Source organism: Mesobacillus boroniphilus JCM 21738, from assembly GCF_000517385.1.
Taxonomy (GTDB): Bacteria; Bacillota; Bacilli; order Bacillales; family Cytobacillaceae; genus Mesobacillus; species Mesobacillus boroniphilus.
Genome location: NZ_BAUW01000032.1, coordinates 1 through 12,992 on the forward strand (window position 1 = coordinate 1; position 12,992 = coordinate 12,992).

Sequence of the window (12,992 nt, forward strand, 5' to 3'; positions counted from 1 at the left end):
TCGACTTCACCGGTCGGCCCTCCAACGCTTGTCGGGGCTGACCAAGCGCTTGCGCTTTTCTTATTTGCATTGACAAATATCCTAATACCACCATTATTACAAAGCTGTCATTCAATTTTCATTCTTTTGAAACATTTAAGGTTTATAAACGTAAAAACAAACATAGATAAAAGCATAGGAAGAGGGGAATGAGATGGTAAGCTTAAAAAAAATCTACGTGACGAGCGGGATTGTCGTCTTGGCCATTATTTTAGGTCTTTCGGCTTTCACAACGTGGTATACGGTCGATGAATCTGAGCAGGCGGTTATCCTGACGTTTGGAAAAGTGGAGGAAGGGATTAGCGAACCGGGCTTGCACTTTAAGCTGCCTTGGCCAATCCAGAGTGTTGAGAAATTATCAAAAGAAACGTTTAGCCTCCAGTTTGGTTATGAGGAAAAGAATGGGGAAATCAAAGAATTTCCTGATGAAACCAAAATGATTACAGGTGACGAAAACATTGTCCTTGCCGATCTGGTGGTTCAATGGAAGATAACTGACCCGGAAAAATATCTATATAACGCAGATAATCCAAGAGAAATCCTATATGATGCGACCTCAGCGTCTGTAAGAAGCATTATCGGAAGTCAGAAATTGATGAAGCATTGACTTCGGGAAAAGCAGAAATCGAAGGGGAAGTCCGTGATTTATTATCATCACTGATTGAAAAGTACGATATGGGTGTATCCGTCCTTGGTGTAAAGCTCCAGGATGTTGAATTGCCAAATGAAGAAGTGCGCAAGGCTTTTACTGATGTTACAGATGCGCGTGAAACAATGAACACGAAAATAAATGAAGCAAAGAAATACCGAAACCAGAAATTGAACGAAGCGCAAGGGGAAAAGGATGCGGTGATCTCAAGGGCGGAAGGTGAAAAAGCCGCGAGGATCGAACGGGCCAGAGGTGACGTGGCGGTATTCAATAAGCTGCTTGTTGAATACAAAACCAATCCGGACATCACAAGACAGCGATTGATTTTGGAAACGCTTGAGCAAGTACTGCCAGGAACGGAGATTTACATCATGAATGATGATGGCAATACAATGAAGTATTTCCCGATTCGCCCGCTTGAAGCAGATAAAGCTAAACCTAAGTCAGAGCAGGAAGGCAGTGAGAAGAATAATGGCTGATCAAAACGTGATTGATATAAATGAACGCGGCGGTGGATCCTGGAGAAAGTATACCAAATTTGGAATCCTCCTGGTCATTCTTATTGCATTGCTTGTCTTTATTTTTACGAATGTTTTCATCGTTAAGCAAGGCGAGTATAAAGTGGTTAGGCAATTTGGAGAGGTTGTAAGGATTGTCAAAGAACCTGGCTTGAATTACAAAGTCCCGTTTATCCAGAGTGTCACAACACTGCCGAAATACCAGATGACATATGATGTTTCCCAGGCGGAAATCAACACTAAGGACAAGAAGAGAATGCTGATCGACAATTATGCGATCTGGCGAATTGAAGACCCTAAAAAGATGATTTCCAATGCGAGAACGCTAGAGGGTGCAGAATCTAGAATGGAGGAATTCATCTATTCGGTTGTCCGTTCTGAGCTTGGTAAACTTGACTATGATGAAATAATCAATGATGAAAAATCTTCCCGTGGATCATTGAATGACAGGGTAACCGAAAAGGTCAATGAGCTGCTTGATGGCGGAAATTATGGTATCGTTGTGACAGATGTCCGTATGAAGAGGACTGACCTGCCGGAAGAAAATGAAATGTCTGTTTTTACGAGAATGATCTCTGAGCGTGAGTCAAAGGCGCAGGAATACCTTTCAATGGGGGATGCAGAGAAAAACAGAATCATCGCCCAGACTGACAGGGAAGTGAAAGAGCTTCTCGCAAAGGCATCGGCAGACGCTGAGACCATCCGAGGCGAAGGGGAAGGAGAAGCTGCTAAAGTTTACAACCAAACGTTCTCCAAAGACCCGGATTTCTATTCTATGTTCCGCACACTGGAATCTTATAAAAAGACAATCAATGGTGAAACCGTCATTGTCCTCCCTTCTGGTTCACCGTACGCAAGAATGCTGATGGGTTACACAAACTAATAGAGCCAGCCAAAAGGCCGTTATTTTTCTTTCTATCATCTCTCATGATAAAATAGGAAGGAATCTAACGGTCTTTTTTATATAGAGTCATACAAACAGAGGCACATAACTGTGTCTACAATGAGGAGGAATAGCATGTCTAAAAAGCTTGTTTTGATAGATGGAAACAGTATTGCATACCGTGCGTTTTTTGCACTGCCGCTATTGAATAATGAAAAAGGGATACATACAAATGCAGTTTATGGCTTTACGATGATGCTGATGAAAATTCTCGAGGATGAAAAGCCTACACATATTCTTGTTGCGTTCGACGCAGGGAAAACGACATTCAGGCACAAAACCTTCAGTGAGTACAAGGGTGGAAGGCAAAAAACGCCGCCTGAGCTTTCTGAGCAGTTTCCGTTTATCCGTGAATTGCTGACGGCTTATGGCATCCAGCAATATGAGCTGGAGAACTATGAAGCCGATGACATTATCGGCACATTGAGCTTACTGGCTGAAAAAGAAGGCTTTGAAACAAAGGTCATTTCAGGGGATAAGGACTTAACCCAGTTGAGTTCTGACAAAACGACAGTCAATATCACCAGAAAAGGAATCACCGATATTGAAGAATATACTCCTGAGCATATCAAGGAGAAATATGGTCTTACTGCGGAACAAATCATTGATATGAAAGGTCTCATGGGTGATGCGTCTGATAATATTCCAGGTGTTCCCGGAGTAGGTGAAAAAACAGCGATCAAGCTCTTGAAGGAATACGGTACACTTGAAAATCTACTAAATTCGATTGATCAAGTCAGCGGGAATAAGCTTAAGGAAAAGCTCGAGGAATTCAAAGACCAGGCTATGATGAGCAAGGAACTCGCGACCATTACGCGTGAAGCACCTGTTGGATTAGAGTTGAGTGAGCTTGAGTATGAAGGCGCAGAGAACGAAAGGCTTGTGAAAATGTTCAAGGAACTCGGGTTCAATTCCCTGTTGGACAAGCTGGGAGCAGTTGCGGAAGCAGAAAATGCAGAGCTTGAAGACATTGAGTTCAAGCAGTTGGACAAGATCGAGCAAGATATTTTTGCAAAAGACAATGGCTTTTATGTCGAGGTGCTAGAGGATAACTACCACTATGCAGATATTATCGGCTTTGGAGTTGTCAATGAAACGGCAGCTTCTACCTGCCTGTTAAAATCGCGTTGGAATCAGAAGAATTCAAGAAATGGGCCGAGGATGAAACAAGTAAAAAGACTGTCTATGATGCGAAACGTTCCGAGGTTTCATTGCGTCATCACGGCATCCATCTGAAGGGTGCTGAATTCGATGTGTCACTTGCATCTTATATCATCAACCTTCTGAGTCACCGGATGACTTGTCTGCTATTGCGAGACAGCATGGTTTTACGAGCGTGCTGGCTGATACAGCTGTGTATGGAAAAGGTGCTAAACGGAAAATACCTGAGGATAGTATCCTTGGAGAGCATCTGGTCCGCAAGGCAGATGTGCTTGTATCATTAAAAGAAAAGCTTGAGCAGGAGCTATGGGACAATGACCAGCATGATCTGTTCAGCAGCCTTGAAATGCCTCTATCATTAGTGCTAGCTGATATGGAATATCAAGGCGTTAAGCTGGATATGAATCGCCTGGATAAAATGGGTGAAGAAATCAAAGGCCGTCTAGCTGAAATCGAAACGAGGATTTTTGAAATGGCAGGAGAACAGTTCAATATCAATTCTCCTAAACAATTAGGTGTAATCCTTTTCGAAAAACTGGGATTGCCTGCCGTAAAAAAGACGAAGACAGGTTATTCTACTTCAGCGGACGTCCTTGAAAAATTGGCGCCGAAACATAAAATCATTGAAGAAATCCTTAACTACCGCCAGCTAGGTAAGCTGCAATCAACATATATTGAAGGCTTGCAAAAGGTCGTCAATAAAGAGACTGAAAAAGTCCATACAAGATTCAACCAGGCGTTAACAGCGACAGGAAGATTGAGCTCTACTGATCCAAACCTTCAGAACATCCCAATCAGGCTTGAAGAAGGCCGGAAGATCAGGCAGGCCTTTGTTCCTTCTGAAAAAGGCTGGGTCATCTTTGCAGCTGACTATTCTCAAATTGAACTTCGTGTCCTCGCCCATATTGCGGGTGATGAGAAACTGATTAGTGCATTCCAGAACGATATGGATATCCATACGAAGACGGCAATGGAAGTATTCAATGTAGGGAAAGATGAAGTCACCTCCAATATGCGCCGGCATGCAAAAGCGGTTAACTTCGGGATTGTGTACGGGATCAGTGATTATGGATTATCCCAGAGCATGAACATTACAAGGAAGGAAGCTGGCGAGTTCATCGAACGCTATCTAGAAAGCTATCCTGGTGTCAAAGAATATATGGATGAAATCGTTAAGGATGCAAAGGCGAAGGGCTATGTCCAGACATTATTGCATCGCCGCCGATACATCCCGGAAATTACGGCCCGCAATTTCAACTTAAGAAGTTTTGCAGAACGTACCGCAATGAACACACCGATCCAGGGAAGCGCCGCAGATATTATCAAGAAGGCAATGATTGATATGGCAGAGAGACTTCGCGAAGAGGGCGTTAAGACAAGACTGCTGCTTCAGGTACATGATGAATTGATTTTTGAAGCACCTGAGGGTGAGATCGAGTTATTGAAAAAGATCGTTCCAGAAGTCATGGAAAATGCCATTGAATTGAAGGTGCCATTAAAGGTCGACTTCTCATATGGCCTTACTTGGTATGACGCAAAGTAGAAGCTGCAACAGGATTTTTACAGAGAAAGGCGGGATAAAATGCCTGAACTACCAGAGGTCGAAACCGTCAGACGGACTTTAGAAGTCCTGACGGTAGGCAAAGAGATTAAACATGTCTCCGTTTTTTGGCCAAAGATGATTAAGCGGCCGAATGAGGTCGAGCAGTTCAATGATGCACTGAAAGGCCAGACGATAAAAGAGGTTGGGCGGAGAGGGAAATTCCTCATCCTTTACACCGAATATTTCGCGCTCGTTTCCCACTTAAGGATGGAAGGTAAATATGGAGTATTCAATACTGATGAACCTGTGGATAAGCACACGCATGTCATTTTCCATTTTACCGATGGAACAGAATTGCGCTACAAGGATGTCAGGAAATTCGGCACCATGCACCTTTATGAAAAAGGGAAAGAGTTTGAAACGCAGCCTCTCGCTGATTTAGGTCCTGAACCTTTTTTCAGAAGATTTTTCAGTGGAATGGCTGTCTGAAAAACTTAAAAAAACCAATAGAAAAATAAAGCCGGCACTGCTTGACCAAAAAATCCTTGTTGGCTTGGGGAATATCTATGTAGATGAGGCACTTTTCCGTGCGAAGATTCATCCCGAAAGGATCGCTAATTCTCTGACTCGAGATGAGGAGGCAGTGCTTTACAGGGAAATAGTCAGCACTCTGTCTGAAGCTGTTGAGAAAGGTGGAAGCACCATCCGTTCCTATGTGAACTCCCAGGGACAGATTGGTATGTTCCAGCTTCAGCTTTATGCATACGGGCGCAAGGGTGAACCATGCAAGGTTTGCGGAACACCATTGGAGAAAACAGTTGTCGGCGGACGAGGTACTCATTATTGCCCCGCGTGCCAGAAACTTAAATAATAATATCAAAATTCATATCATTTCAACTCCGAGAATTGTCCAGCTCCAGCGCCTAGCCCCTCGAGACGTTTCGGTCCGACCAGTGAAGTCAAAGACCGACTTCACTGGTCGGACCTCCAACGCTTGTCGGGGCTTACCAAAGCGCTTGCGCTTTTCTTGTATAATGGCTTGTTGATTTTCTCACCATAACTGGGCTCCTTCCATATACTAACGTAGCGATTGACAGGAAGGAGCTCAGTTTATGGCACAAACAATCTCCCTGCTTTTACTTGCATTCGCTGTCAGTCTTGACAGTTTCAGTGTAGGGTTAACGTATGGATTGCGGAAAATGAAGATCCCGATTAAATCAATATCAGTAATAGCCATTTGTTCGGCTGTCGTCCTGATGGCAGCTATGATGATCGGGCATTTTCTTGAGAGTTTTTTTTCACCAGGGATGGCAGAGACACTGGGTGGCACTGTCTTGATCGTTTTAGGCGGATGGGTACTATTCCAATTTTCCGCGAAGACAAAACAGAATTGCTCTGTCACGAAAAAATCATCCTTAATCTTGAAATCAAATCACTTGGGATCGTCATCAATATTTTGAAAAAGCCAATGACAGCGGATTTTGACCGGTCGGGTACAATCAATGGAATTGAAGCTGTCATGCTTGGGCTTGCCCTGTCTCTTGATGCATTTGGTGCAGGGGTAGGGGCAGCGTTTTTAGGATTCTCTCCGGGATACCTGGCTTTGACAGTTGCCTGCATGAGTTCATTATTTGTGTATGCAGGGATGAGGATGGGCAGTTATTTTTCAAAGAGCGGCTGGATGCAAAAATTTTCTTTTGTACCTGGAATATTATTGATTATAATTGGGTTGATGAAAATTTAACAGCCCCTTGAAAGGATAAAATCGGATGTCATTAGTTATCGGATTGACAGGAGGTATAGCAAGCGGAAAAAGCACAATATCGGCAATGTTCACTGAGCTGGGCATCACCGTGATTGACGCAGATATCGAAGCCAGGCTTGCTGTCGAGCCAGGAGAAAAGGCATACAATGATATTGTCAGCCATTTTGGCACAGAAATTTTAGAAGAAGACGGCACGATTAACCGTCCTAAGTTGGGTGAAATTATTTTTAACAATAAAGAAAAGCGTTTGCTGTTAAATTCGATTGTCCATCCAGCAGTAAGGGAACGGATGGCCCAGAAGCGAGCAAAAGCTGAAGAGGCGAATGAAAAAGCCGTTGTCATGGACATTCCGCTTTTGTTTGAAAGCAATCTGACAGGACTGGTTGAAAAGATCATCGTGGTATATGTGGATGAGCACACGCAGTTGGAAAGACTGATGAAGCGGAACGGATTCTCGGAAGAAGAAGCATATTCCAGGATCAAATCACAAATGCCGCTGAAGGATAAAGTCGGTATGGCAGACGCTGTGATCGATAATAGCGGCAGCATCGAGCAATCGAGGCAGCAGTTGTTGGATATATTGAATAAATGGGAAATTTTAAGAGCCAAGTAGGCTCTTTTTTTGTTTTGAACTGGATTTCTAGTTAAGCATGTTGTAATTCCGTTTAGGACGATATATTACTGATTCCACTCAATTTAATCCGGGTTGCTTAAGTTTTAATCCGAGTTTTATAAGCTATAATCCTGGTCAGACTAAGATTGATGGCGTCTTTAAATTTACCGCTAAATGATTATTATTATTATCAGAATTATTTTATATTTTAAATGTGTGCATTTATTTATCACAAATAAAATTTATTATGTTATACTAATACCATACAAATGGTCATTAAGTATAACACTAATTCGGAAGGGGCCGTACAATGAAGGCGAGAATTGCGATTAACGGTTTTGGGAGAATTGGAAGAATGGTGTTCAGAAGAGCCATTCTTGAAGAAAATCTTGAGGTTGTAGCGATTAATGCGAGCTACCCAGCTGAAACACTGGCTCATTTAATAAAATATGATTCTAATCATGGGCAATTTGCTGGCGAAGTCATTCCAGCTGATGATCATCTAGTTGTCAACGGAAAGACAGTTAAACTGTTAAGCAATCGAAATCCTGCTGAGCTTCCATGGAAGGAAATGAAGATTGATATTGTCATAGAAGCTACAGGCAAGTTCAATTCCCGTGATAAGGCAGCGCATCATCTTGATGCTGGTGCAAAGAAGGTCATTTTGACAGCACCTGGTACAAATGAGGATATTACTATTGTCATGGGAGTAAATGAAAGCGCATTAAATATTGAAGAGCATGATATTATTTCGAATGCATCATGCACAACAAACTGCCTTGCACCGGTTGCGAAAGTGCTGGATGATACTTTCGGAATCGAAAATGGTTTGATGACAACTGTTCATGCTTATACAAATGATCAAAATAATATCGATAACCCGCACAAGGATTTGCGCAGGGCGCGTTCTTGCGGCCAATCCATCATTCCAACCTCAACCGGGGCTGCAAAATCACTTTCACTTGTGCTTCCTCAGCTTAAAGGAAAGCTGCATGGTATGGCGCTAAGGGTGCCAACTCCAAACGTCTCACTAGTTGACCTAGTTGTCGACTTGAAGCGTGAGGTAACGTTGGACGAAATCAACGATGCATTCTATTCAGCATCAAAAGGAAAACTCAAGGGAGTCCTTGATATCACGACAGAACCGCTTGTTTCAATCGACTTTAACACGAATGAACATTCTGCGATCATTGATGGTTTGTCTACAATGGTCATTGGTGCTAACAAAGTAAAGGTTCTTGCATGGTATGACAATGAGTGGGGATATTCTAGCAGAGTAGTAGACCTGACAAAGCATGTCGCCCACGCAATGTACAATTCTGCAACTGTAAAGGTAGGATAATACCAATAACGTAAAAAGCTTGCTTACAGGCAAGCTTTTTTGTCTTTGTTAAATGCCTTATTTTCATATAATTTCGCGGCCGGTCGTCGAGTGGGATTTAATACGGTTTTTAGCGGCATCCCCCTTGAAAGCCTATGGAATAGCTATCTCCCAAACTATAAAAATCAAAGCTTAAAATTCATGAAAAAATTTGATTTCATGTGTTGCAAAAAAAATATAAACAAAGTATACTAGTCATCGTGAACTTCTTAATAACGGTACCAATTGGCTACTTAAAGGGTTAGGACCTCTCTGGACTAACTTTCCCCCGTGGTAGTTAAGATACCATTGAAGCTAAGGGATTCATTCTAATATTATTAGAGGGGGAAATTGAATATGGAAACAATGGGTCGTCATGTAATTTCTGAACTTTGGGGTTGCAATTTTGAAAAATTGAATGATATGGATTTTATTGAACAAACTTTTGTTGGAGCAGCATTGAAATCAGGTGCTGAAATCCGCGAAGTGGCTTTCCATAAATTTGCGCCACAAGGCGTTAGCGGAGTTGTCATTATTTCCGAATCTCATTTAACTATTCATAGCTTCCCTGAACACGGATACGCTAGCATCGATGTTTATACTTGCGGTGATCTGAATCCTAACATTGCAGCTGACTATATTGCAGAAGTTCTGGGCGCTCAAACTCGTGAGAATATCGAAATTCCACGTGGCATGGGTCCTGTGCATGTAAAGCAAGCACAAGCTAAAGCTCTATAATTGAAAATATGAAAAATTCACAAGAGGTGTAGCGATACACCTCTTTTTATTTTGCCGTAAAATACGGTAGAATGATAATAGAAATAACTATCAGGAGGATTTTTGATGTCTTTTTTAAAATCCATATCAGGACGGTACGAGAAATTCAGTGGAACAAGTGAAAACAACAGGGATGAGCAGCTGAAGACACGCTATTATAAAACGAACTTTAACCAGATGTTCCAAACGGTCGAAGACTTGCTGAGGGCAGACCCTTCGCTTAAAATAACGAGTGTTTCAAAAGAACGTGGAGAAATATCAGCCGAATTGAAGGGGAAGCTGCCCGCCTTTTTAACAGCGACAGTTATCACCACAAAACCATTTGAGACCGCGGTCGACTTGCATATCTCTACTGAAAAGTTTTCACTGGCAGGCATCAACCGACTTTGAAGCAGGAGTTGCTGAAGATTTATGAGAAACTGGACTCCACACACCCGTTTATTGGAGCCGGGAAGTATGGAAATCAATAGTTCCTCTTGTCCCGTCCACATCTTTTTTATAAGATAATACTAGGATAATGCTTATGGACGTACTGGTGGAACAAGCGAATAGTCCTTCGCTCATACTATATTTCAAAATATTCGGAGCTGATCGAAATGAAATGTCCAACTTGCCAAAATAACTCAACCCGGGTTCTTGATTCAAGACCGGTTGACGATAGCCGGTCAATTCGACGCAGACGCGAATGCGAAGCTTGCGGATTTCGCTTTACCACCTTCGAGAAGGTAGAAGAAATTCCTTTGATTGTCGTAAAAAAAGAAGGTACACGCGAAGAGTTCAATCGGGAAAAACTCCTTCGCGGATTAATAAAAGCTTGTGAAAAGCGCCCCGTCGCCTTGAAAGAACTCGAGGATTTGGTTTTCGAAGTTGAAAAGGAACTTCGCAGCGATGGAGTTTCTGAAGTTAAGAGCGAAGCCGTTGGGGAAATGGTGATGGACAGGCTGTCGAAGATCGATGAAGTCGCCTATGTCCGGTTCGCATCAGTATACCGTCAGTTTAAGGATATCAATGTCTTTATTGATGAATTGAAAGAGTTATTAAAGAGAGAACAATGATAACAATGGGGTCCGGTTGACTCCTGGTAAAATCCTGAGGAGCTGAAGGGAACTTCAGCTCTTTTTAAGGCTCTTTTCGAATTTTCGTTAAAGGTTAGAGTTCTATGAAGAGAGCTTAGACAAGAAATGCAGCTATTGATTCAGAACGGAGGGAAAGGGATGGCTCAGCATTGGCAAGAGACTTTGCCTGTAGACCAGTATATTGTTGCGTCTGGTGGTTTATTGCATGACTACGATCGAAGGGTGCTCACTTTCTTGTACCAGCCTTTGCTTGGTCCAGCTTGCTTAAGCCTTTATATGACCTTATGGGCTGAACTTGAAGAAAACCGGCTTTGGTCAAAGCCTGTCACACACCATAACTTGATGACGATCATGGACATGAACCTGAAGGATATTTACCATGCTCGCCAAAAGCTCGAAGCAATGGGATTGCTGAAGACCTATGTGAAAAACAGCGAGGAAGGTCGTTCATTTATTTATGAATTGCAGCCTCCTTTGACTCCTGAACAATTCTTCCTCGATGGAATGTTAAATGTCTATTTGTATCGGAAAGTCGGCAAGAACCAATTTTTGCGGCTCAAGCGGTTCTTCAGTGATAAAAGTGTCAGGTCAGAACCTGGATATGAAGAGATTACGAAAGCATTCCAGGATGTGTTCTTGTCTGTACCGACTCAGGCACTCATGCATAATGAAGATTCTGCAGCCGACCTTCAGGCGGAGGAAGGGAATTCTTTTATCGGAAGAAGAGAAACTTCCATAATTCAGATTGATCCTGGGGAGTTCAACTTCGAATTGCTTTTGGGAGGGCTACAGGAATCACTCATCCCTAAAAAAGCTTTCACCTCGAAGGTTAAAGAAGCAATCAGCAATCTCGCTTTCCTATATGGGATAGATGCTTTGAAGATGAAGAACATCGTATTAAGTGCGGTAAATGAGGAAAACGAAGTAGATATAGAGGAACTCCGGAAGGCCGCTCGTGACTGGTACCAGTTTGAACACCAGGACCAGCTTCCTGCACTCTTGGATCGGACCCAGCCCCTCCAGCATAAAGCTGGTATCGAGAAGCCGAAAACGCAAGAAGAGGAATTGGTGGTTTATTTTGAAAAAACATCCCCCCGCCAGCTTTTGATTGACTTGTCTGGCGGTGCGGAACCATCGAAGGCAGACTTGCAGATCATTGAAGAGGTAATGTTCAAGCAAAAGCTGCTGCCTGGAGTCGTGAATGTTTTAGTACAATATGTTATGCTCAAAACGGATATGAAGCTGGCGAAGGGCTATATTGAAAAGATCGCCAGCCACTGGTCCAGGAAAAAAATATCGACCGTCAGGGATGCGATGCAGCTGGCTAAAAGCGAGCACAGGCAGTATCTTGAATGGGCAGAAGGGAAAAAAGCACCTTCTTCATCATCTGGAAAAAGAAAGCCTGTTCGTAAAGAAGTTCTGCCGGATTGGTTTGGCAAAAAGACCGATGGTGAGCCTCAGCAGCAAAAAACTGCTGCAGATGTGGATCCTGATTTTGAAATAGAAAAGAAAAAGCTTGAAGAAGAATTGAAGAAATTCAAATCTGGGAGGTGATTCATTTGCAAAACATTAATGAAACATTGAAGAAGCTGGCGAATAACCAGAATTTCCAGGAGCGCTATGAAGCTATCAAGAGGCAGGTGATGCAGGATATGCGTATCAAAGAATTCCTGGATGAAAATGCAGAGAATATCACCAGGGAAATGCTCGACGGCAGTATGTCGAAGCTGCATGAGTTCTCCAACCAGAGTAAAGGCTGTGAAGATTGCGAGAGTCTCGCAGGCTGCAAGAACATGATCAAGGGTTATGAGCCAGAGCTTTTCATAAAAGGGAACTTCATTGACATAAAATATGACCGTTGCAAAAAGAAGGTCATGCATGATGAGCAGCAAAAAAATGCACGCCTGATCAATAGCATTTTTGTGCCTAGGGAAATCTTGAAGGCATCATTCGGCGATATTGAGCTGGATGACGCCGGAAGGTTCAGGGCGATCAAGATGGCAAAAGACTTTGTTGAGAATTATGAGCCGGGCCGAAAACAAAAGGGTTTATTCCTTCATGGACCGTTCGGGACAGGTAAATCCTATTTGCTTGGAGCGATTGCGAATGAACTTGCACAGAAACAGATTAGTTCATTGATTGTGTATGTACCCGAATTTTTCAGGGAAATGAAAAATGCTATCGGTGATCATACTGTCAATGACAAGCTGGAAGCAATCAAAAAGGCGAATGTACTCATGCTTGATGATATCGGAGCAGAAACGATGAGCAGCTGGGCGAGGGATGAAATCCTCGGAACAATTCTGCAGTTCCGCATGCTTGAGAACCTTCCAACCTTTTTCACCTCGAACTTCGACCTTAAAGGACTGGAGCATCATTTGACGCACAGCCAGCGGGGAGAAGAGGAACAGTTGAAGCAGCAAGAATCATGGAACGGATTAAATATCTTGCCGAGCCGGTAAAAGTAGAAGGCAAGAATCGCAGAATATAAAAATGTGCCGCAGATAATCAAGTTGCGGCACATTTTTCGCTTATAACCAGTTATCGA

At 42.8% G+C, this 12,992-nt stretch carries 7 protein-coding genes and 5 pseudogenes; all 12 read left to right on the forward strand.

Features of this window, described 5'->3' with window-relative positions:
• The first annotated feature begins 193 nt into the window (after positions 1 to 193).
• Positions 194 to 1,167 (forward strand): annotated as a pseudogene (hflK, locus tag JCM21738_RS10680) (FtsH protease activity modulator HflK).
• Complete coding sequence (gene hflC, locus JCM21738_RS10685; RefSeq protein ID WP_023627032.1) at positions 1,160 to 2,089, forward strand: protease modulator HflC; 930 nt, start codon at positions 1,160 to 1,162, stop codon at positions 2,087 to 2,089. Before hflK ends, hflC begins: the two are co-directional and overlap by 8 nt.
• Before the next feature lie 135 nt (positions 2,090 to 2,224).
• Positions 2,225 to 4,853 (forward strand): annotated as a pseudogene (gene polA, locus JCM21738_RS10690) (DNA polymerase I).
• A gap of 39 nt (positions 4,854 to 4,892) precedes the next feature.
• Positions 4,893 to 5,724, forward strand: a pseudogene (gene mutM / locus JCM21738_RS10695) (DNA-formamidopyrimidine glycosylase).
• A 241-nt stretch (positions 5,725 to 5,965) separates the two neighbouring features.
• A pseudogene (ytaF, locus tag JCM21738_RS10700) lies at positions 5,966 to 6,597 on the forward strand (sporulation membrane protein YtaF).
• A 25-nt stretch (positions 6,598 to 6,622) separates the two neighbouring features.
• Entirely contained in the window at positions 6,623 to 7,231 is a 609-nt protein-coding gene (coaE, locus tag JCM21738_RS10705; RefSeq protein ID WP_023627036.1) for a dephospho-CoA kinase, read from the forward strand.
• A gap of 310 nt (positions 7,232 to 7,541) precedes the next feature.
• A complete protein-coding gene (locus JCM21738_RS10710) occupies positions 7,542 to 8,573 on the forward strand; it encodes a glyceraldehyde-3-phosphate dehydrogenase (protein WP_023627037.1) in 1,032 nt (343 codons plus the stop codon).
• 375 nt (positions 8,574 to 8,948) lie between these two features.
• Positions 8,949 to 9,329 carry an adenosylmethionine decarboxylase gene (speD, locus tag JCM21738_RS10715; protein ID WP_023627038.1) on the forward strand — a complete coding sequence of 127 codons (381 nt, stop codon included), beginning with the start codon at positions 8,949 to 8,951 and terminating at the stop codon, positions 9,327 to 9,329.
• Positions 9,330 to 9,434: 105 nt separating this feature from the next.
• Positions 9,435 to 9,758 carry a hypothetical protein gene (locus JCM21738_RS10720; RefSeq protein WP_052019648.1) on the forward strand — a complete coding sequence of 108 codons (324 nt, stop codon included), beginning with the start codon at positions 9,435 to 9,437 and terminating at the stop codon, positions 9,756 to 9,758.
• Positions 9,759 to 9,964: 206 nt separating this feature from the next.
• Complete coding sequence (nrdR, locus tag JCM21738_RS10725) at positions 9,965 to 10,423, forward strand: transcriptional regulator NrdR (RefSeq protein ID WP_031308335.1); 459 nt, start codon at positions 9,965 to 9,967, stop codon at positions 10,421 to 10,423.
• Positions 10,424 to 10,582: 159 nt separating this feature from the next.
• Positions 10,583 to 11,998 carry a replication initiation and membrane attachment family protein gene (locus JCM21738_RS10730; protein WP_023627041.1) on the forward strand — a complete coding sequence of 472 codons (1,416 nt, stop codon included), beginning with the start codon at positions 10,583 to 10,585 and terminating at the stop codon, positions 11,996 to 11,998.
• 5 nt (positions 11,999 to 12,003) lie between these two features.
• Positions 12,004 to 12,935, forward strand: a pseudogene (gene dnaI / locus JCM21738_RS10735) (primosomal protein DnaI).
• Positions 12,936 to 12,992: the final 57 nt, after the last annotated feature.